Annotated in this window: 19 protein-coding genes; 3 read left to right on the forward strand and 16 right to left on the reverse strand. The window is 68.8% G+C overall.

What is annotated here, in order from left to right; genetic code table 11:
* Window positions 1-10: 10 nt before the first annotated feature.
* The 7 genes from trmB to EV640_RS01560 form a co-directional block, all read right to left on the reverse strand.
* A complete protein-coding gene (gene trmB / locus EV640_RS01530) occupies window positions 11-931 on the reverse strand; it encodes a tRNA (guanosine(46)-N7)-methyltransferase TrmB (RefSeq protein WP_243832185.1) in 921 nt (306 codons plus the stop codon).
* Window positions 932-933: 2 nt separating this feature from the next.
* Window positions 934-2,877 carry a penicillin-binding transpeptidase domain-containing protein gene (locus EV640_RS01535; RefSeq protein ID WP_166645837.1) on the reverse strand — a complete coding sequence of 648 codons (1,944 nt, stop codon included), beginning with the start codon at window positions 2,875-2,877 and terminating at the stop codon, window positions 934-936.
* Between the two features lie 70 nt (window positions 2,878-2,947).
* Window positions 2,948-3,382, reverse strand: coding sequence for a heat shock protein transcriptional repressor HspR (locus EV640_RS01540; RefSeq protein WP_036474638.1), 435 nt, complete (start codon window positions 3,380-3,382; stop codon window positions 2,948-2,950).
* Between the two features lie 44 nt (window positions 3,383-3,426).
* On the reverse strand, window positions 3,427-4,419 hold the full coding sequence (locus EV640_RS01545) for a DnaJ C-terminal domain-containing protein (protein WP_036474520.1): 993 nt from the start codon (window positions 4,417-4,419) through the stop codon (window positions 3,427-3,429).
* A gap of 32 nt (window positions 4,420-4,451) precedes the next feature.
* Window positions 4,452-5,240 (reverse strand): nucleotide exchange factor GrpE, encoded by a 789-nt coding sequence (locus tag EV640_RS13765; protein ID WP_243832186.1) that lies wholly within the window; start codon window positions 5,238-5,240, stop codon window positions 4,452-4,454.
* A 13-nt stretch (window positions 5,241-5,253) separates the two neighbouring features.
* The gene (gene dnaK, locus EV640_RS01555; RefSeq protein ID WP_133725579.1) at window positions 5,254-7,110 is read right to left on the reverse strand and encodes a molecular chaperone DnaK; all 1,857 of its coding nucleotides are present in this window, start codon (window positions 7,108-7,110) and stop codon (window positions 5,254-5,256) included.
* 179 nt (window positions 7,111-7,289) lie between these two features.
* Entirely contained in the window at window positions 7,290-8,768 is a 1,479-nt protein-coding gene (locus tag EV640_RS01560) for an NAD-dependent succinate-semialdehyde dehydrogenase (protein WP_133725580.1), read from the reverse strand.
* Between the two features lie 181 nt (window positions 8,769-8,949).
* Here EV640_RS01560 and EV640_RS01565 point away from each other — a divergent pair, with 181 nt between their 5' ends.
* Window positions 8,950-10,245 carry an aspartate aminotransferase family protein gene (locus EV640_RS01565; protein WP_133725581.1) on the forward strand — a complete coding sequence of 432 codons (1,296 nt, stop codon included), beginning with the start codon at window positions 8,950-8,952 and terminating at the stop codon, window positions 10,243-10,245.
* 96 nt (window positions 10,246-10,341) lie between these two features.
* Here the strand turns inward: EV640_RS01565 and EV640_RS01570 are convergent, their stop codons facing one another.
* The 7 genes from EV640_RS01570 to otnK form a co-directional block, all read right to left on the reverse strand.
* Window positions 10,342-11,133, reverse strand: a complete 792-nt coding sequence (locus tag EV640_RS01570; protein ID WP_133725582.1) for an SGNH/GDSL hydrolase family protein — start codon at window positions 11,131-11,133, stop codon at window positions 10,342-10,344.
* A gap of 97 nt (window positions 11,134-11,230) precedes the next feature.
* Complete coding sequence (otnC, locus tag EV640_RS01575) at window positions 11,231-11,860, reverse strand: 3-oxo-tetronate 4-phosphate decarboxylase (RefSeq protein WP_133725583.1); 630 nt, start codon at window positions 11,858-11,860, stop codon at window positions 11,231-11,233.
* Window positions 11,861-12,001: 141 nt separating this feature from the next.
* Window positions 12,002-13,402, reverse strand: a complete 1,401-nt coding sequence (locus tag EV640_RS01580) for a GntP family permease (protein ID WP_243832187.1) — start codon at window positions 13,400-13,402, stop codon at window positions 12,002-12,004.
* A gap of 65 nt (window positions 13,403-13,467) precedes the next feature.
* Window positions 13,468-14,427 (reverse strand): D-erythronate dehydrogenase, encoded by a 960-nt coding sequence (denD, locus tag EV640_RS01585; RefSeq protein WP_133725584.1) that lies wholly within the window; start codon window positions 14,425-14,427, stop codon window positions 13,468-13,470.
* Window positions 14,424-15,224 carry a DeoR/GlpR family DNA-binding transcription regulator gene (locus EV640_RS01590; protein ID WP_133725585.1) on the reverse strand — a complete coding sequence of 267 codons (801 nt, stop codon included), beginning with the start codon at window positions 15,222-15,224 and terminating at the stop codon, window positions 14,424-14,426. Before EV640_RS01590 ends, denD begins: the two co-directional genes overlap by 4 nt.
* On the reverse strand, window positions 15,221-16,054 hold the full coding sequence (gene otnI / locus EV640_RS01595) for a 2-oxo-tetronate isomerase (protein ID WP_133725586.1): 834 nt from the start codon (window positions 16,052-16,054) through the stop codon (window positions 15,221-15,223). Before otnI ends, EV640_RS01590 begins: the two co-directional genes overlap by 4 nt.
* Window positions 16,054-17,421 (reverse strand): 3-oxo-tetronate kinase, encoded by a 1,368-nt coding sequence (gene otnK / locus EV640_RS01600; RefSeq protein WP_133725587.1) that lies wholly within the window; start codon window positions 17,419-17,421, stop codon window positions 16,054-16,056. The genes otnI and otnK overlap by 1 nt, the downstream gene beginning before the upstream one ends.
* Window positions 17,422-17,555: 134 nt before the next feature.
* On the opposite strand from otnK, the gene EV640_RS01605 reads away from it, so the two are divergent.
* Entirely contained in the window at window positions 17,556-18,512 is a 957-nt protein-coding gene (locus tag EV640_RS01605; protein ID WP_133725588.1) for an NAD(P)-dependent oxidoreductase, read from the forward strand.
* Here EV640_RS01605 and EV640_RS01610 read toward each other — a convergent pair.
* Window positions 18,503-19,651 carry a glutathione S-transferase family protein gene (locus tag EV640_RS01610; protein ID WP_133725589.1) on the reverse strand — a complete coding sequence of 383 codons (1,149 nt, stop codon included), beginning with the start codon at window positions 19,649-19,651 and terminating at the stop codon, window positions 18,503-18,505. The two genes, EV640_RS01605 and EV640_RS01610, sit on opposite strands and share 10 nt — an antisense overlap.
* A gap of 38 nt (window positions 19,652-19,689) precedes the next feature.
* Between EV640_RS01610 and EV640_RS01615 the strand changes: the two genes are divergently transcribed.
* A complete protein-coding gene (locus EV640_RS01615; RefSeq protein ID WP_133725590.1) occupies window positions 19,690-20,499 on the forward strand; it encodes an MBL fold metallo-hydrolase in 810 nt (269 codons plus the stop codon).
* Window positions 20,500-20,502: 3 nt separating this feature from the next.
* On the opposite strand, the gene EV640_RS01620 is transcribed toward EV640_RS01615, so the two are convergent.
* Complete coding sequence (locus EV640_RS01620; protein WP_133725591.1) at window positions 20,503-20,910, reverse strand: hypothetical protein; 408 nt, start codon at window positions 20,908-20,910, stop codon at window positions 20,503-20,505.
* Between the last annotated feature and the right edge of the window lie 32 nt (window positions 20,911-20,942).

The raw sequence follows: 20,942 nt of genomic DNA on the forward strand, positions 1-20,942 counted from the left end.
GATTCCGGCGCTATGGCTCCCGGATGAAGCTCAGGTCGAAGATCTTGCGGCCGACGGCGAGCGCCTTGGTCTCGAAGTCGGTCTGGGTGCGTCCGTGGAACCGGGGGGCCCAGCCGCCCTCCTCGTCGCGTGCTTCGCCAAGCTCCAGCGGCTCCGGCTGCCTGCCCATGGAGATCGCATCCAGATCATGGAATCGGACCTCGGTCAGCGGGGAGTCCTCCCCTGCCCGCTCCCCGGCGTGGAGGTTCTTGAACTGCGTGGAGGCGCCGATCAGGGAGCGCATCTGCACGGCATAGCCGGACCAGTCGGTGGCCAGTCGCCAGACGCCGCCGGCGGGCAGCACCCGGGCGACGCGCTCGATGAACCCCTCGTCGACGAGCCGACGCTTATTGTGCTTCTTCTTGTGCCACGGGTCGGGGAAGAAGATCCAGACCTCGGCGACCTGGCCAGGGGCGAAGAGCTGGTCCAGGACCTCCGGCGCATTGGCCACGGCGACCCGGACGTTGCTCAACCGCTCCCGACGGATCCGGCTCACCAGCTGGGCGGCGCCGGGCTTATAGACCTCGATGGCCAGAAAGTCGGTGTCCGGATTCTGCGCGGCGGCGTGGGCCACCGCTTCTCCGGAGCCGGAACCGATCTCCACGATGATCGGGGCGCTGCGGCCGAACTCGGCGGCCCAGTCGATGTGGAAGTCCTCAGCCACTGAGGTGTCACGCTCCCCGTGCGGGATGTCCAGCAGCTCAGCCCCCAGGGCCGCGTCCCAGGTCCGCTGGTAGCTGGGCTTGAGCCGGTTGCTGCGCCGGACGAAGGAGAGCGGCCGGCGCATCGGCAGGGCCCGGCGGGAGCGCTCCGGGTCGGTCGGGGCCGGTTCAGCGGCGGCGGGTTCGGGCTCGGGCGCCTCGGGCTGGGAGATGTCGGGCTGGGAAGTCACCGCTACAGGATAGCGGAGGCCCCCTCGAGGAACTCCTGGAGCAGCGGTCCGTTGGTGGATCCGCCGAACTCTCCCTCATCCAGGAAGATCGCCACGGCGAGGTCGCCCTGCATGGCGATGACCCAGGTGTGGGCGTAGGAGTCCTCGCCGTCGCCAGCCTCGGCGGTGCCGGTCTTGGCGTAGATGGGCTCACCGGGCAGCTCCACCAGCGACTCCAGCGAGCCGAAGTTCACGGTGTCGGTCATCAGCGTGCGCAGGTCCTCGGCCTCGTCCTCGGTGATCCCGGATTCGGGGGTCTCCGACTCCTCCTCGGGCACCACCAGGTGGGGGGCCACGGTGTGACCCGCGGCGATCGAGGCCGTGACGGTGGCCATGCCCAGCGTGGAGGACTCCACCACGCCCTGACCGAAGAGGTTGGAGGCATGCAGGTTCAGCTCGGAGTCCTGCGGGACCGAACCCATCCGTGCCGGTACGCCCAGGGTCGTCTCCTCGGTGATGCCGAGGTCCACCGCCGCCTCGTGGACCTCGGCGGAGGTCACGTCGTCGTAGGCGTCGGCGAAGACGGTGTTGCAGGAGACCGCCACGGCATCACGGAACGGGATCTCGCCGAGGTACTCGGAGGGGAAGCCGGTGTAGTTGCCGAAGGACTGGCCATGCACGGTGGTCCGGTTCGAGCACTCGACCTCGGTGTCCGGGGTCAGGCCGCCGCGCAGCATGGCCAGCGCGGAGACCACCTTGAAGGTGGAGCCGGGGGCGTAGGTGGACTGGGTGGCGATCTCCACCTGCCCGTCCTCCGGGTCGTGGCTCGCGGCGGCGAGGACGCCGCCGTCGGAGGGCCGGATGGCGACGATCGCCCCGGAGGTGTCCTGCTCGTCGACGATCTCCTGGGCGAGGTTCTGCAGCCGCGGCACCATGGTGGTGTCCACGTCTCCCCCGTCGACGGGCTCCACCGCGTAGAGCGTCTCGCCGTCCTGCTGGATCGCCATGCCCGGGGTCCCGCGCAGGGTCTCCTCGTAGGAGGCCTGGATGCCGGAGGTGCCGATGCTGTCGCCGACGCTCAGGCTGGGGTCGGCCTCCAGCGACTCGGCGGTCACCGGTCCCACCCGGCCCAGCAGCAGCGGGGCGAAGTCGCGGGAGTCTGCCAGGGACATCTGGTCATAGATGCCGGCGGCGCCGGGGATGGCTTCGACGTCGGTGGCGGTGACCTCGTCCTCGGAGCGGCGCAGCGTGATGGCCTCCACGAAGGCCAGGTCCCCGCCGCTCAGCACGCTCTCCACATAGGGGTCCACCGGGATCTCGACCAGCTCCGCCAGGGCCTCGGCCGAGCTGCGCAGCGTGTCCTCCTCCGCGGGCACTCCGTCCTGGGCGAGCTGGGCCTTGTCGATGCCCAGCCGCACGACATCGCGGTTGTAGACCATGGCGCGTCCATCGTCGTCCATGATCCGGCCGCGGTCAGCCCCGGTGGTGACCAGGCTGATGGAATCGGCGCCGGTGTAGTCGGGCAGGATGATCGCAGGCTCCGCCTCGAGCGCCCAGGTCGCGGTCTCCTGGTCATAGACCAGCTCCGCAGAGGTCTCATAGGTCCAGGCCTCACCCTCGATGCCGAGCTCCGCCAGCTCCCAGCTGTGCTGAAGCGGGACCGTGGCGGTGACCGGGCGCGGGGAATCCTCCGGCGGCTCATCAAGGCTGATCTCACCGGGAGTCACCCGAGGATCGAGGTCATCGAAGGGCTCCTGGAGGTTCTGGACCGCCGCGGCCATGGTCTCGGGGTCACCGGATGCGAAGCTCAGGCTGGAGAAGTCTCCGCCGGCCACCGCGGCAGCCAGCGTTTCGGCGGCCTCGTCCACGGTCTCGGCGGGGTCCTCGCCGCAGCTGGTGAGCAGCAGCACCGCCGCGACTCCCACCGCGCTCGGAACGATGAGCCGGGAGCGGGAGACGACAGACATGAGACCAGTATCACGGGCCGCGGGACGCGCGGCGCTCAGGACTCGCGGGGTGGGCGCAAGTCGCTCCAGGTCAGCGACGGCGCGGGCCGGGTTCCCAGAGGACCAGCGCCTGCGTGTTGGCCCGGGCGCGGCGACCGCGGGCCACGGTGACCACGTCGCCATGCGGACCCACGGCGAAGAATCGCGGCTCGGTGGAATGGCGCTGGGATTCGCGCAGCTCTTGGCGCAGCGCTTCCACGGTCTCCTCCAGCACCTCCACCCGGTTCTGCAGATCCAAGACCCTGCGGATGCCCTCCAGCGAGACACCCTCCTGGGAGAGCTGCTGGATCTGGCGGAGCTGGACGATGTTATAGGGCGAGTATCGCCGGTGGCGCCCGCCCTGCCGCCGCGGAGTGACCAGACCGATGCGGTCATACTGGCGCAGCGTCTGGGGGTGCATGTCGGCAAGCTCGGCGGCCACGGAGATCACGAACATCGGGGCGTGCCGGTGCTCGGGCTCCTGCATCCGGGAGTCCAGCATCCGCGCGTCGGGTGTCCGGGGATCCACCATCACAGCACCGCCTTCGCCTCGAGGCCTTTCCGGGGATCGAGCCCCTTGGTGGCTTCGGCGTAGGCCTTCACAGCCTGCACCGCCTCATCGGAGAGATCCTTGGGCACCTGGACCTCGACGGTGACCAGCATGTCTCCCGCGACCTCGCGGCCCTTCTCCTTCCGGCGCACCCCGTGGCCCTTGAGCCGCAGCACGCGCCCGGAGGTGACCCCAGCCGGGATCTTGATGTTGACCTTCTCGCCGTGCACCGTCGGGACCGCCACGGTGGTGCCCAGCGCCGCCTCGTCGAAGGCGACCGGCAGGTGGATCCGGATGTCATCGCCCTCGCGCTCGAAGAACTTGTGCCCGGACACCGCGACCTCGACCAGGAGGTCTCCGGCGCCGCCGGAGCCGCGCTGGCCCTTGCCCTTCACGCGCACCTTCTGGCCGGTCCGGATCCCTGCGGGGATCCGCACGTCGATGACCCCGCCGTCGGGCTCGCGCAGCCCCACCGTGGTGCCACGGATGGCACCGCCGAAGGAGATCGTGGTCCGCGCGGTGCGGTCGGCGCCCTTGGCCGGTGCGCCGCCGCCGAAGCGACCGGAGCCGCCGAACCCGCCGGCACCTCCGAAGAGGTCCGAGAGGTCGGGGCCGTTGGCTCCGCCGCGGCCGAAGCCGCCGCGGGACCCCCCGGAACCGCCGTTGAAGAGGTTGCCGAAGAGGTCTTCGAATCCGCCGCCTCCGCCGGGGCCCGGGCCGCCCGAGAATCGGGCGCCCGAGCCCATGGCGCGCACGGCGTCGTACTGTTCGCGCTGCTCTTTGTCAGCCAGCACGGAGTGGGCCTCGGCGACGTCCTTGAACTTCTGCTCGGCGGCCTCATCACCGGGGTTCTTATCGGGATGATGCTTCCGGGCGAGCTTTCGGTACGCCTTTTTGACGTCCTCCTCGGAGGCGTCTCGGGAGACGCCGAGGATGGCATAGAAATCTTTATCGATCCAGTCCTGTGAGGCCATGGCGCCTCCCTCCTTCCTGCTGTTGTATGGGGTCAGCTCTGCTCGGGCCCGGAGGAGACCATCACCTGGGCCGCCCGGAGCAGGCGGTCCCCGTGGCGGTAGCCAGCCCGCAGCACGATTGCCACGTGGTCGGCCGGGATCTCCTCATGAGGCTGAGCCATGATGGCCTCGTGCTGGTTGGGATCGAAGGCTTCGCCGATCTCTCCCACCACCTCGAGACCCTGGCTCTGCAGCACCGACTCCAGCCGGGTGGCGATATGCGCGAAGGGACCGTCCTGCAGGTCTCCGGCCTGGCGGGCCGAGGAGATGTCGTCCAGGACCGGCATCAGCTCCGTGATGAGCTGACCCTTCGTCCGATCACGCTCGGTGGCCCGGTCACGCTCCACCCGTCGGCGGTAGTTGATGTACTCCGCCTGGAGTCGCTGCAGGTCCGCCTGCAGCTCGGCCTCACGGAGACCGTCCTGGGCGGGAGCCTCCTCACGGATGCTGTCCTCGGCCAGGATGGCCTCGGGATCCATCGCCATCGCGGCATCGGCGATCGACTCCTCCTCCGTGCCACGAAGGAACTCGTCGGCGGCCTGGATCCGCTCCTCGGGCTCGGTCTCGACCCCGCCGGAGATGCCTTCCTCCGCGGAGACCGGATCCCCGGCCTCACCGTGGTTCTCGCGCTGGCCTTCGGCGCCGAGGGTCTCGACGTCCTCGGCGTCCTCCACGGGGAGGTCATGCAGGATCTGCTCGGCCTGGGCCAGCGGGTCCTGCACGGGATCCTGCTCTTCAGGCCCTTCGCCGCTGGGAACCTCAGGGTTCTTGTGATCTGCCATGTGTGCGACCCCCTTACTTCTTCTCGGCTTCGTCCTCTTCGTCGACGACCTCTGCGTCGACGATGTCCTCATCCTCGTCCTGCGCGGGCGCGCCGGTGCCGTCGGCGCCGGCCTCGGGGGCCTGGGCGTAGAGCGCCTCGCCGATCTTGACCTGGGAGGCCTGCAGCTTCTCGTAGGCGGCGTTGACCTCTTCGGCGTTGTCCTCGCCCTCGAGTGCCTTCTTGAGCTCGTCGACGTCGGCCTGGACCTCGGTCTTGACCTCCTCGGGCAGCTTGTCGCCGTTGTCCTTGAGCAGCTTGTCCACGGAGTAGGCGGTGGACTCGGCGGCGTTGCGCTTCTCAGCGGCCTCGCGGCGGACCTTGTCCTCCTCGGCGTGGGCTTCGGCGTCGGCGACCATACGCTCGATGTCTTCCTTCTCCAGCGAGGTGCCGCCGGTGATGGTCATCGACTGCTCGGTGCCGGTGCCCTTGTCCTTCGCGGAGACGTGGACGATGCCGTTGGCGTCGATGTCGAAGGTGACCTCGACCTGCGGGACGCCGCGCGGCGCCGGCGCGATGCCGGTCAGCTCGAAGGTGCCCAGGGCCTTGTTGTCCCGGGTGAACTCGCGCTCACCCTGGAAGACCTGGACGGCCACAGAGGGCTGGTTGTCCTCGGCGGTGGAGAAGACCTCGGAGCGCTTCGAGGGGATGGCCGTGTTGCGCTCGATCAGCTTGGTCATCACTCCGCCCTTGGTCTCGATGCCCAGGGACAGCGGGGTGACGTCGATGAGCAGCACGTCCTTGCGCTCACCGGCAAGCACGCCGGCCTGCAGGGCTGCGCCGACGGCGACGACCTCGTCCGGGTTGACGCCCTTATTGGCGTCCTTTCCGGCGAGCTGCTTGACCAGGTCGGCCACGGCGGGCATCCGGGTGGAGCCGCCGACGAGGATCACGTGGTCGATCTCGGCGACCTTGACCCCGGCCTCCTTGATGACGTCGTTGAACGGCTTCTTGGTGCGGTCCAACAGGTCCGAGGTCATGTCCTCGAACTTCGCCCGGGACAGGGTCTCGTTGACGTGGACCGGGACGCCGTCGTTCTGGGTGGCGTAGGGGATGTTGATGTTGGCGCTGGAGGTGGAGGAGAGCTCCTTCTTGGCGCGCTCGGCCTCTTCCTTCAGACGCGGCACAGCGATCTTGTCCTTGGAGAGGTCCACGCCCTCCTTGGCCTTGACCTGCGCGACCAGCCAGTCCATGATCCGCTGATCCCAGTCGTCGCCGCCGAGGCGGTTGTCACCGGAGGTGGAGCGGACCTGGATGGTGGAGAAGTCGTCCTCATCCTTGCCGACCTCGAGCAGGGAGACGTCGAAGGTGCCGCCGCCCAGGTCGAAGACCAGGATGAGCTCGTCCTCCTTGCCCTTGTCCAGGCCGTAGGCCAGTGCCGCGGCCGTGGGCTCGTTGACGATGCGCGAGACCTTCAGGCCCGCGATCTCGCCGGCCTCCTTGGTGGCCTGGCGCTCGGCGTCGTTGAAGTAGGCCGGAACGGTGATGACGGCTTCGACGACGTCCTCGCCCAGGTAGGACTCGGCGTCGTGCTTGAGCTTCATCAGGGTGCGCGCGGAGATCTCCTGCGCGGTGTACTTCTTGCCGTCGATCTCGGTGGACCAGTCGGTGCCCATGTGACGCTTGACCGAGGCGATCGTGCGGTCGGGGTTGGAGACTGCCTGACGGCGTGCCACCTCACCGACCAGGACCTCGCCGGACTTGGAGAAGCCGACGACCGAGGGCGTGGTGCGGGCACCTTCGGCGTTGGCGATGACGGTGGGCTCGCCACCTTCGAGGACTGTGACGACCGAGTTGGTGGTTCCGAGGTCGATACCTACTGAGCGGGACATGCGGTCTCCTTTCGAGAGCGGTGTTGAGTGAACTGCGCTCAAGTCTTGTACTCGCTTGACGTGGTGTCAAACTGACTTGAGTGAAGGTGACTCAACTTTCTACTCCCGGTGCAACTTCAGCCCCGCCGATTCCATTCCCGAGCCGGTGCTGAAGTCCGGATCTGGCGCCGCGATCCTGCTCACATGGCGATGCCGATGTACTTGGTCTCGAGGAACTCCTCGATGCCGGTGTCCCCACCCTCACGGCCCAGCCCCGACTCCTTGATCCCGCCGAAGGGGGCGGCAGGGTTGGAGACCGCACCCTGGTTCAGTCCCACCATGCCGGACTCCACGGCCTCGGCGACCCGGATGCCGCGGCGCAGGTTCTCGGTGTAGACGTAGTTGACCAGCCCGTACTCGGTGGCGTTGATCCAGGAGATGACCTCCTCCTCGGTGTCGAAGGCAGTCAGCGGAGCCACTGGCCCGAAGATCTCCTCCTCGCGCATCCGGGCCCCGTCCGGAATGTCGGTGAGCACTGTGGGCGGATAGAAGTAGCCGTCGCGGTCCACCGGCTGCCCGCCGAGCAGGACCTTCGCGCCGCCGTCGACCGCCTCGGTGACCAGGGCGTCGACCTTCTCGAGCTGCTTGGCGTCCACCAGCGGTCCGACGCGCACCCCGTCCTCCACGCCGCGGCCCAGCGGGAGCTTCTCCATCTCGGCGGAGAGCTTGGCGGCGAACTCATCGATCACGCTGCGGTGCACGAAGATCCGGTTGGCCGCGGTGCAGGCCTCGCCGGTGTTGCGCATCTTGGCCAGCAGCGCGCCCGCCACGGCGGCGTCGATGTCGGCGTCCTCGAAGACCACGAATCCAGCGTTGCCGCCGAGCTCCATGGAGGTGCGCAGCACCCGCTCGGAGGCCTGCTCCAGCAGCTTCCGGCCGACTCCGGTGGAGCCGGTGAAGGAGAGCTTGCGCGCGATGCCGGAGCGGATCAGCGGCTCCATCACCTTGCCCGAGGTGGACGTCACCAGGACGTTGACGGCGCCTGCGGGGAGGCCTGCCTCGTGCAGGATGTCCGCGAGCGCGAGCATGGACAGCGGGGTCAGCTCGGCAGGCTTGATCACCGAGGTGCAGCCCGCGGCGATGGCCGGGCCGAGCTTCCGGGTACCCATGGCCAGCGGGAAGTTCCACGGGGTGATCAGGATCGTGGGACCCACCGGCTGCTTCGCCACCAGGAAGCGGGCGCCTCCGGCCGGTGCGGTCTGGTAGCTGCCGCTGATCCGGGTGGCCTCCTCCGCAAAGTGCCGGAAGAACTCGGCGGCATAGGTCACCTCGCCGTAGGCGTCGCTCAGCGGCTTACCCATCTCCAGGGTCATCAGCAGCGCGAGGTCATCCTTGCGCTCGTGCATCAGCTCGAAGGCCCGCATCAGGATGTTCGCGCGCTCCCGCGGGGCCATCGCGGCGAGTCCGGGCTGCGCGGCCTCGGCGGCCTTCAGCGCGTTCCAGCCATCGCGCTCGGAGGCGTCGGCCACGGTGCAGAGCAGCCTGCCGGTGGAGGGATCGTTGACCTCCAGGGTGGCTCCGCCCTGGGCGTCCACCCATTCGCCGTTGATGTAGAGACGCTTGGGCGTCGCCTCGATCAGGCTGGATTCGCGCTCTGCGGTGATGCTCTGCTCTGCCATGGGTCCTCCTTGAGAGGGTGCGATGGACGTGACGTGGGCCTTCGAGGGCCAGCCTACGCCGCCTGCGCGGCCGGCGTCGCTGGGACCTGCGCGATGACCGTACGTCATTCTGGCCTTGCGCCGCGATGACCGCTAACCTGGAGCACAAGAAGATTGTCAACAATCCGAAAGGTGCATTTCGATGGCGACGCTGTCTCCCCAGCTGAAGCAGGCGACCCAAGTGGTGGCGACCCGCGGCGAGGGCGTGTGGCTCTATGACGAGGCGGGCCAGCCGCATCTGGACTTCACCGCCGGCATCGGGGTGACCAGCACCGGCCACTGCCACCCGCATGTGGTCGCGGCCGCTCAGGCGCAGGTGGGAAGCCTGATCCACGGGCAATACACCACGATCATGCACCAGCCGCTGCTGGCGCTCACCGAGCGGCTCTCTGAGGTGCTGCCGGCGGGACTGGATTCGGTGTTCTTCTCCAACTCCGGCTCCGAGGCCGCCGAGGCGGCGCTGCGCCTGGCGCGACAGGCCACCGGGCGGCCCAATATCGTAGTGTTCCAGGGCGGCTTCCACGGACGCACCGTGGCGGCGGCGTCGATGACCACCTCCGGAACCAAGTTCCGCGCGGGGTTCAGCCCGCTGATGTCCGGCGTCGTCGTCGCCCCGTTCCCTAACCCCAGCCACTACCGCGAGTACGGCTGGGATCAGGAGCAGGCCACCGACTTCGCGCTCAAGGAGCTGGATCTGCTGCTGCAGACCCAGTCCAATCCGGCGGACACCGCCGCGTTCCTGGTGGAGCCGGTGCTCGGCGAGGGCGGCTATGTGCCGGGCAATGAGCGCTTCTTTGCGGGCCTGCGCGAGCGCGCCGATCGGCACGGGATCCTGGTGATCATCGACGAGGTCCAGACCGGCTTCGGGCGCACCGGCAAGTTCTGGGGCCACGACCACTTCGTCGCGGAGGGCTCACCGCGGCTGCCCGACATCATGATGTTCGCCAAGGGCATCGCCTCGGGCTTCCCGATCTCCGGGATCGCGGCCTCGGCGGAGCTGATGGGCAAGGCCTGGCCCGGCTCCCAGGGCGGCACCTATGGCGCCAATGCGGTGGCCTGCGCCGCCGCGGTGGCGACGCTGGAGGTGATCGCCCAGGAGGGCCTGGTGGAGAACAGCGCGGTGCGCGGAGAACAGCTGCGCGCGGGCCTGCGTGAGATCGCCGCCGAGGCGAATGCCCGGACAGGCGTGGAGCGCATCGCCGAGGTGCGCGGACTGGGTCTGATGGTGGGCAACGAGTTCCGCGACGCCCACGGGGCTCCGGATCCAGCCACCGCGACCGCGGTGCAGCAGGAGGCCGCCCGACGAGGGCTGCTCCTGCTGATCTGCGGCTCCTGGGGCGAGGTGGTCCGGTTCATCCCGGCGCTGGTGGTCTCGGAGTCGGAGGTGGACCAGGCGCTGACGCTGTGGGCCGAAGCGGTGGCAGCCGTCCTCGCGTGATCCGGTGAGATCCAGCCGGCTGGACCTCACGGGGCTCGGCCGGCTGGAGCTTCGGAGTTCGGCCGGCTGGACCTGCGGGGTTCAGCCGGCCGCCGACTACCAGACCCGGGAGGTCAGCTGCGGGTACTTCGGGGACATGTCATCGCCCGAGGAGGTGCGCGTGACGCGCCGCCTGAGCCAGGGGTAGAGGTAGTCCTTGGTCCAGGTCAGCTCGCTGATCAAGCGCTCGGGCAGCGAGGCCAGCGGCGCGTCGTCGACCTCGGGGTCCTCGATCTCGTCCTTCTCGCCGAGGACCTTGAGCACCTCCTTGGCCATCATCATGTGCCCAGCGATCCCCAGGTGCATCCGGTCCTCGTCCCAGTAGCGCCAGTCCTGGAACGCACGCATGTGCCAGAAGTCGACCAGATCCAGGTCGAAGTCGGCGGCGATCTTGCGCACGTGCTCGTTGTAGATGGCGGTCCGGCCACGGGTGGCCTTGAACAGCGGGGCCTGGCCGGAGTCAAAGCCGGTGAACAGGACCACGCGGGCGCCGCTGCCGATGAGCTTTTCCACGCCCCAGCGGTAGCGCTCCATGAGCGCGTCGATGTTCACGGTGGGGCGCAGGATGTCATTGCCGCCGGCGTAGACGGTGACCAGTGTGGGGCCGAGCCCGATCGCGGGGTCCAGCTGCTCGTCAAGGACCTGCTGGAGCTTCTTGCCGCGCACCGCGAGGTTCGCGTAGCCCCAGGAGGAGTCATTGGCGATCAGCTGACCTGCCACCCGGTCGGCCCAGCCGCGCACCCCGTTGGGGCTGGATGGATCGATGTCTGCCACACCCTCGCTGAACGAGTCCCCCAGGGCGACGAAGCGTTTCTTGAATGGACCGTCGAGTTGATCTGATGCGGACATTGAGCCCTCCCGTTCGCATGCGGCTGGCGTTCTCTCTGCAGCAACCCTACCGGTGGCTCGGCCAGGACTGAACCCGGACTCGGGGGGACGCCCCGGCTCAGCCGAGCAGGTCCTGGATCTGCTCCTCGTTGAGCGGGCGGGTCGCCCGACCCTCCAGCAGGAAGGCCAGCTGGGCGGAGACCTCGAGCTCCTCGGCAGCGTTGACCGCGTCGTGAAGCGAGCTGCCGGCCACGATCGAGCCGTGGTTCGCCAGAATCACCGCCGGGCCGCGCCGCCCCGCCGCGAGGATGTCCTGAAGCACCGCAGCGGATCCGGGCTTGTAGTAGGGCACGGTGGGAACCTCGCGCCCCAGCCGCATGATGAAATACGGGGTCAGCGGCGGGATCGGCTGGGCCTGATCGAGACAGCTGATCGCGGTCACGTAGGTGGAGTGCAGATGCACGACGGCGGCGGCCTGCGGGCGGGCCTGATACATCGCCTGGTGCATCACCACCTCCTTGGACGGCTTGGGCCCGGCGGTGTGCACCCACTGCGCGTCCAGCTCTGAGAGCTCATCAGCGTCAAGACGTCCCAGCGAGGAGTTCGTGGGCGTCATCAGGAACCCGTCCTGAGTCCGGACGCTGATGTTCCCGGCGCTGCCCACGGAGAAGCCGCGCTGGAACAGGCTCGCTCCCAGCGCCACGATGCTCTCGCGCAGCGCGTCCTCGTTCCCAGCTGGTGCTCTCATCGATGCGTCCTCTCCTCGGGGGTGTCGGGTCAGGCTGCGCGGGCTGCGCAGCGGATGCGTGACGTCGCGCTCGGCGATCGGCCTCTCACGGCTGGAATTCTCACGGTTCCGATTTTCGCTGTCCCGATTCTCACTGACGTCCTAGAAGATCGCGCTGGCGATCAGCAGCGTGACCAGGGTGGTGGCCCAGGCGATGGTCGTCGGGATGGACCAGACCAGCATCTGGTGCTTGGCGTTCTTCACGCCCAGCATCCGGTTGACCACCCAGAAGAAGCTGTCGTTGAAGTAGCCGAAGAACAGCGAGCCCAGCGCTGCGGCCTGGGCCGCGAGCACCATGTTCACATCGGGCACCTGAGCCAGGATAGGCGCCGAGATCGAGGCGGCGGTGATGATCGCGACGGTGCCGGAGCCCTGGATGATGCGCACCACCGTGGCGATGAGGAACGGGATCATGATCGTGGGAAGCGGCAGCCCTGCGACCCAGGCACCGATGGAGTCTCCGGTGCCGCTGTCACGCAGGACCGCGCCGAGCGCGCCGCCGGCGCCGGTGACCAGCAGGATGATGCCCGCGGCCTGGACTCCCTGCTCCATGTCATCGAGGGTGCCCTGCCGGCTCTGCCTGCGGGTCAGACCGTAGATGGCCACCAGCACACCGGCCAGCAGCGCGATCACCGGGTTGCCGATGAAGGCCGCGACCGAGACGAGCGTGGCGGGCAGATCGAGGATCCCCGCCTCGGCGATGTAGCTGGAGATGGTGTTGAAGAAGATCAGCACGATCGGCAGCAGGATCGGAAGGACCGCGAGGAACAGCGAAGGCAGCTCCTTCTCGCGCTCCCCCGCACGGGTCTGGAACTCGTCAAAGGCTTCGGTGGGAGTCAGCGCCTCACCGGTGTCGGCCTCGATCATCGCCTCGATGCGTGGGCCCATGATCTTCGCGTAGAGCACGATCAGGAACAGCGCGGGCAGGGTCAGGATGATGCCCCAGAGGATCATCTCTCCGATGCTGACCCCGAAGATCCCGGCGGCGCCGAGCGGGCCGGGTGTGGGCGGCACAGCGTGGTGGGTCAGGATCAGACCGCCGGCCAGGGAGATGCCCAGCGTCAGCACCGAGCGTCCCGTGGTGCGGCTGAGCGACTTGACCAGCGGCGAGAGGATCACATAGGCGCTGTCCACGAAGATCGGGATGGAGATGATGAATCCGGCACCCGCGAGGGCCCACTCCTCCTTCTTCTTCCCGAGCCAGCGGATCAGGGTGTAGGCGAGCTTCTCGGCGGCGCCGGAGACCTCGAGGATCCGACCCATCATCACGCCCAGCCCGATGACCAGGCCGATGGTGGCCAGGGTGGAGCCGAAGCCGGTGGTGATGGAGTCGATCACCTCATCCGGGGCCATGCCCGCAGCGAGGCCGGCGATGGAGGCGGCGATGATCAGCGCCAGCACCGCGTGGATCTTCGTTCGCAGCACGAAGAAGATCAGCAGCGCGACCGCCGCCGCCAGGCCGATGATGGCCGCAAGCTCCGAAGAGCCCATCGTTTCAGTCATGGTGTCCTCCTTGACACGTCATACAGCTCTGCTGGTCCCAGGGCGCCAGACCCCAGGTCTGCCGATCAGGCGATGAACTCCGCGTGGAACTGGCGCACTGCCGATTCGAAGCTTGCGTCGGGGGCGAAGCCCAGCGCGAGGCTGCGCTCGACGTCGAAGGCGCCGGGCCAGGAACAGACGATGTCCATGATCGATTCGTCAGGGACCTCGCTGACCAGGGCGCGGGCCTCCGCACCGCCGACTCTTTCCAGTGCCTGGAGCATCTCGCCCACCGTGACGCTGACTCCGGGGATGTCGAGCACGCGCCAGGCGGGAAGCTCCTGGGCGGGCACCAGGTAGGCGTGGACCAGGTTGGCCACGGCGGTGTTCGGCGAGGAGAGCCACATCCGGGTGTCCAGCGGCACCGGGCACACCGCCGGGATCCCCTGCAGCGGCTCACGGATGATGCCGCTGGCGAAGGAGGAGGCCGCGGAGTTCGGCCTGCCGGGGCGCACCGAGATGGTGGGCAGCCGGGCGATCCGGGCGTCCACCCAGCCCTTGCGGGAGTACTCGTTGACCATCAGCTCGCCGATGGCCTTGAGCGCGCCGTAGGTGGACTCCGGCTGCGCGGCGAGGTTCCCCGGGACGACCTCGGGCATGTCGCCGCCGAAGACGGCCAGCGAGCTGGTGAAGATGAAGCTCGGCCGGGAGTCGAGCCGGCGGGCGGCTTCGAGCAGCTGGTGGGTCGCCTCGACGTTGACCCGGTGGGCGAGGTCGAAGTCCTCGGCCGAGCCTCCGGAGAGCACTGCTGCCAGGTGGTAGATCCCGGCGGTGTCGGCGTCGATGACCCGCTCCAGCAGAGCCGGATCGGCGAGGTCCCCGACGTGTGAGACCACGCGAGGGTCATCGACCGTGGAGGGGCTGAGATCGAGCGAGACGACCTGGGTGAGCGGGTGCGGGAGCCTGCCGGCGTCGGCGGCGGCGAGCAGTTCGGTGATGACCCGGCTGCCGAGGAATCCGGCTCCTCCGGTGACGACGATGTTCATGACGCAGCAGTGTCCTTTCGGGGGTCGGCGGCTGCCGTGATCAGATCCACCCCGAGCTCTGCGGCGCGCTGGCGAGCAGGCTCGGCGAGGGATGGGTCGGTGATGATGCCTTCAAAGGCCTCGAAGGGAATGGCCTTGAAGGCTGCGACGCGTCCGTATTTCGAGCTGTCGGTGGTCAGATAGGCGCGCCGAGAGTTCTCGATGATGGCGCGCTTGACGATGACCTTGGCCTGGCTGGGCACCGAGAGGCCGCGCAGGTCGAAGCTGGAGGCGGAGACGAAGGCCAGGTCGATGTTGAACTCAGCGAGCTCGGCGGCGGTCAGCGGCCCGTCGGTGGACATGTTGCCCGAGTCCAGCCGGCCGCCCAGCACATGGACCCGTGCCTGCGGATGCTTCCCGACCTCCGCGGCGACGACGAGGTCGTTGGTCACGACGTCGAGGCCTTCTGCCCCGGCGCGGGCGACCAGGGTGCGGGCCAGGGAGAGCATCGTGGTGCCGGCATCGAGGTAGACCAGGTCCCCGGGAGCGACCAGGTCCACCGCGCGCGCGGCGATGGAGTCCTTCTCGGTGGGCCGGATGCCCAGCTTCGCCTGGTGGGTGGCGTCGAGCTGGATCCTGGAGGGCATCGTGACTCCCCCGCTGACCGAGACCAGCCGGCCCGAATCTTCGAGCATCTTGATGTCACGGCGGATGGTCATGTGCGAGACGCCCAGCGCCTCGGTGAGCGCAGCGATGCTCACCGCACCCTGTTCCTGGACCATATGCACCAGCCGACGGCGGCGCTCGTCCGGGATCACCTCCGGGCCTGCCCGGGTTGGCCGGCTGAGGTGAACCCGGGCTGGGCGGTGCCGGTCTGGGCGGCCCGGTAGGGGGCGAACCAGCCGAGCCCGTCCTCGGTGCGCGCGGCGGGTCGGTACTCGCAGCCGATCCAGCCGGTGTATCCGCTGGAGTCCAGCAGCTCGAAGAGGTACGGGTGGTTCAGCTCTCCGGAGTCTGGCTCGCTGCGCTGAGGCACCGAGGCGATCTGGATGTGAGCGGTCAGCGGAGCGACCCGCTGGATCAGTCGGGTCAGGTCACCGTCGGTGATCTGCGCGTGGTACAGATCCAGCTGGAGCCTGGTGTTGGGGTGATCGATCTCCTCGAGCAGCTCCACACCGGCGCGCACGCTCTCGACGAAGTACCCCGGCATGTCCACCGGGTTGATCGGTTCCACCAGCACGCGCACGCCGGCCTCCTCGGCGACCTCGGCGGCCTCCCGCAGCCGCTCGATATAGCGGGTGCGGGCCTGCGGGTCTGCACCGGGGATGCCTGCCATGACGTGGAGCTGCCGACAGTCCAGCGCGGCGGCGTACTGCAACGCGGTGACCAGCCCGGCGCTGAACTCCTCATCGCGCCCCGGCAGCGAGGCGATGCCGCGCTCGCCGGCGGCCCAGTCCCCCGCCGGGGCGTTGAACAGCGCCTGGGTCAGGCCCGTGGCGTTCAGCGCCGCAGCCACGTCCTGGGCCGAGTGGTCGTAGGGGAAGAGGTACTCCACGGCGCGGAATCCGGCCTCGGCGGCGGCGGCGAAACGGTCCAGGAAGGGACGCTCGGCGAACATCAGGGTGAGGTTGGCAGCGAACTGCGGCATCAGGCGCTGCCTCCGTCCGGGGTCGCGGGCTGCTGGGTGAGGGGCTGTTGGGATACAGGCTGCTGGGACACGAGCTGCTGGGCGGCGGCGAAGAAGTCCTCCTCGCCGAAGTTCCCGGACTTCAGCGCGAGATCGAGCGTCTCGGCGCTGGCAGTCCCCGGGTTCACCTCGGGCAGGGTCCGGGTCCATGGCACCCCTGGCGCGATCTGCGGGCCGACCTCGAATCCGCGCACGCCCAGTCCCTGGGTGACCGCCCCGGAGGTCTCGCCGCCGGCGACGATGAACCGTCGGGTGCCGTGCTCGTGCAGGGCGCGGGCGAGCTGGGAGAAGAAGTCCTCGATCGCCGCGGAGAGTTCCTGGGCGCCGTGCTCCTGCTGGGCGGCGCGCACCTCCTTCGGGGAGGCCGTGGCGTAGACCAGGGGCGCGAGCGCATCGGGGCGCTGCTGCTGCGCCACCCAGTCGAGCACCTCGGCGCAGTAGTCCTCGGGGCGAGTCAGCACGGAGCCGATGTCCAGGGCGAGGGCGGCGGCACGGCTGCGGTAGGTGCGCACCTGGGCGTTGGTCATCTGGGAGCTGGAGCCGGAGAGCACCACGGCGGGGCCGCTGCTGAAGGTCCAGTCCGAGGCCGCAGAGGAATCTGCCGATCCCTGGGACTGGGTCACCGCACGGGCCAGCCCGTAGCCGATACCGGAGCCGCCGGTGATCAGCGGCATCTGAGTCAGCGCCGCACCCAAGGTCTCGAGGTGGCGCATCTGAACGGTGTCGGGCACGGCGTAGCGCGCACCAGAGGCCCGGGCATCTGAGAGCGCCTGCCGCACGGCTGCCGCTCCGGCCTCCACCGTGGCATAGGGGACGACGACGGCGCGGCCCTGTGCCTGTGTCTGCATCAGCCGGACCAGGCTGGAGTCGGTCATCGGGGTGACCGGATGGTCGCGCATCCCGGACTCGTCCAGCGGCTGGTCGTGGACGAAGAGGTGCCCCTGGTAGACGGTGCGCCCGTTGACCGGCAGCGCCGGGGCGAGCACCGTGAAGTCCTCCCCCATGGCCTCGAGCAGAGCATCGGTGACCGGGCCGATATTGCCCTCGGCGGTGCTGTCGAAGGTCGAGCAGTACTTGAAGATGATCTGCTCGGCCCCGCGGGCGGTGAGCGCGGCCAGCGCCTTCAGGCTCTGCGCCACGGCCTCCGCGGGGGCGACGGAGCGGGTCTTCAGGCTGATCACGGCGGCGTCGACTCGTTCATCGAGGTGCTCGGGGAGATCCTCAGGACTGGTGAACTGCACCGTGGTCATGCCGGCGGAGACCAGGAACCCCGCGATGTCGGTGGCTCCGGTGAAGTCATCGGCCAGCACCCCTATGCGCAGCGCCATGAGATCCCTCCCTCTCGTGTTCTGCCGGGTGTGGTGACCGGCACCTACCTGACTGTGAATCTTCACAGCCAAGTTCACATAAGCTAACATGACAGCACCAGAATGTGAAGCCGATCACGAGACGAGGACCACAGATGACCGAGAATCCCAGCACGCCGAAGGTGACCTTCGTAGGCGTCGGCGCCATCGGACTTCCGATGGCGGCCCGGGTCGCCGCGGCAGGATTCGACCTGACCGCCGTCGACTTCTCGGCCGCACAGCGCACGGCCGCACAGGAGCAGGGCCTGCGCGCTGCCGCATCTGCGGCATCCGCGGCGGAGGCCGATGCGGTCATCGTCATGGTGGCCACCGGAGACCAGCTGCGCAGCGCCGCGCTGGGGTCCCACAGCCAGACGTCTGAGAACCCCGGCAGCGAGGGCCCAGGAGCTGCAGGTGCGGGGGCCGGCGAGCCGGAGTCAGCGGGCCTGATCGCAGCGATGCGCCCAGGGACAAGTCTGATCGTGATGAGCACGGTGGGCCCCGAAGCGGTGCAGGCACTGGTGGAACCCGCCCGCGAACGTGGGATCAGGCTCGTGGATGCACCGGTCACCGGCGGGATAGCACGCGCCGCCCTGGGTTCGCTGCGGCTCTTCGTCTCCGCTGACCCTGAAGGCATCCAGGAGAACCGCGAGCTGCTGGAGTCGATGGGCACGATCGTAGAGTGCGGCACCGAGATCGGCGACGGTCAGGCCTTCAAGGCGGTCAACCAGCTGCTGTGCTCGGTGCACATCGTTGCGGCCGCCGAGGCGCTGGCCCTGGCCCAGAGGCTCGGGCTCGATCCGGCCCAGGTGCTCGAGGCGGTGGCCGAAGGGGCGGCCGGCTCCTTCATGCTCAGCGATCGAGGTCCGCGGATGCTGGAGGGCCCTGACGCGCAGGTGGCCAGCGCTGTGGGAATTTTTGTGAAGGACGCGTCCCTGGTGAGCGATATCGCCGGCGCCCACGGCTTCGAGGCGCCGATGCTCGAGGCCGCCCGAGCGAAGTACCTGGAAGCCGCCGACGCCGGTCTGGCGCGCCAGGACGACTCCCAGGTGATCGCGACCTATCAGCGGTAGAGCGGGTTGGCTCCACCGGGCTGCTCGGAGGCCGCCACCGGGCCCGGAGCGGTGCCGGCGCCGAAGGGTGATCCGCCGAGCGCCTCACGGCCGTGCTCGCTCAGCCAGTTCTCCAGGTCGGGTCCGACCGGGGTGATCTGGGTCGGGTTGAGGTCCTCGTGGACCTCGTAGTAGTGCCGCTTGATCTGGTCGAAGTCCACCGTGTCCCCGAAGCCGGGGGTCTGGAACAGGTCCCGGGCGTAGGCCCAGAGGTTCGGCATCTCGGTGAGCTTGTTGCGGTTGCACTTGAAGTGCCCGTGATAGACCGGGTCGAAGCGGACCAGGGTGGTGAACAGCCGCACGTCGGCCTCGGTGATCTGCTCGCCCATCAGGTAGCGGCTGCCGGCCAGCCGGTCCTCGAGCCAGTCCAGCGCGGTGAAGAGCCGGTCGTAGGCGTCCTGGTAGGCGCTCTGGGAACCCGCGAATCCTGCCCGGTAGACCCCGTTGTTGACCTCGGTGAAGACCCGCTTGATCACCGGGAGCATCTCCTCGAGCGTGTCCTCCGGGAGCAGGTCCGGGGCGCCGGGGCGGTGGTGCTCGCGCCACTGGGTGGAGAGGTCGAAGGTCAGCTGCGGGTAGTTGTTGGTGACCACCCCGCCGGATGGGACGTCGACCAGCGCCGGGACGGTGATCCCGCGCGGGTAGTCCGGGAAGCGGGCGAAGTAGTTCTCCTGCAGCCGCTCGGTGCCCAGCACCGGGTCCACTCCGCCGGAGTCCAGGTCGAAGGTCCAGGAGCGCGCATCATGCGTGGGCCCGGGGGTGCCCAGTGATATGGCATCCTCCAGCCCGAGCAGCCGGCGGATGATGATCGAACGGTGCGCCCAGGGGCAGGCGCGGGCGGCGACGAGCCGGTAGCGTCCGGGCTCCACGGGCCAGGCATGACCGCCCTCGGTGAGCCCCGCCAGGCGAGGATCCCCGATGGATGAGGCCTCCTCCTGCGGCGCGGCCTGGACCGCCTGCGGGTCAGCGACCACGCGATCCTCGATGTAGTTGGTGTCGCGGGTGAACTCCCCCCCGGTCACATAGGCACCCTTGGTGGAGTGCTCGGTGCCTGCCGTCTTCTGGGGTTCGCTGCGCTGAGCTTCGCTGTTCTGGGCCATATTCTCAGCCTACGCGTGCGCGTCGGTAGGCTGAGAACATGTCTGAGTCCAGTCCGGTGCAGCGGATCACCTGCGACAACCCCTCTCCGATGACGCTGCAGGGGACCAACACCTACGTGCTGGGCGGAGATCAGGCCCAGGAGGTCGTGATCATCGATCCCGGGCCGGCCGATCACCCGGTGCATCTGGCGCAGGTGCGCGCCGTCGTCGGCTCCCGCCGGGTCGCCCAGATCCTGGTCACACATCGTCATGCTGACCACACCGGGGCCGCGGCAAGCTTCGGTGAGGCCTTCGCAGCGCCGGTGCGCGGGCACAGCCCGGACCAGTGCCTCGGACGCGGCGAGCAGCCGGCCGCCGCGCTGTCCGATGGGGAGACCATCGAACTGGGCGGCCTGCGGCTGCGCGTGCTGCACACCCCGGGCCACACCTCGGATTCGGTCTGCTTCTGGCTGACCGGCGACGCCGAAGACGATGAACCGGCGATGTTCACCGGAGACACGATTCTGGGCGAGGGCACGACGATGCTCGATCACCCGGACGGCACGCTCACCGATTATCTGCAGAGCCTCGAGAGGCTCAGCGAGTACGCCCAGGCCAGGCTGCTTCCGGCGCACGGTCCAGCTCAGCCCAGCGCGGCTGAGGCTGCCCGGCGCTATCTGGCCCACCGGCTCGAACGCCTGGACCAGGTCCGTGAGCTGCTGCGCACGGCCGATGACGAGGGAGCCACGTTGGACGCGACGGCGCTGGGAGAGCTGATCTACGGACAGCGCAGCGGGCTCCCGGCGGGGATCACCACCAAGATCGCGGCGGCCCAGCTGCAGCATCTGGTGCACCTGGGTGAACGCTGAGCGCTAGAAGGGCCGCCTGATGTGATCGGACTCGGTCCAGCGGATGGAGTCCACGGTGATTCCCTCGGCGTTGAGGTGGTCCAACAGCGCCGAGCCCGCGGAGTTCAACCGGGCGAAGGCGACCTCCCCGGGATCTGCCCCGGAACCGGAGGCGTAGAAGCTCAGCTTCAGTCCGCGCCGGCCCGCCGCGTCGTGGAACTCGGCCTTGGACACCGAGAGCTGGCCGTCGGTGACTCCCACCAGCGGGCCCGCTCCAATGTCGACACGGAACGGGTCCATGAACCCGGTGAGCTCCTCCACCGCATCGTCCACGGCGATCAGGTCGGAAGCGAAGATCTCGGCATGCAGCACCGCCCATTCATCGGCCGCCAGGGGGCGCTGCCCCCACGCAGCGCGTCTCTTCCAGCGCAATGATCCTCCATGTTGTGTGATGTGAAGGCCGG

This window comes from Nesterenkonia aurantiaca, assembly GCF_004364585.1.
Taxonomy (GTDB): Bacteria; Actinomycetota; Actinomycetes; order Actinomycetales; family Micrococcaceae; genus Nesterenkonia; species Nesterenkonia aurantiaca.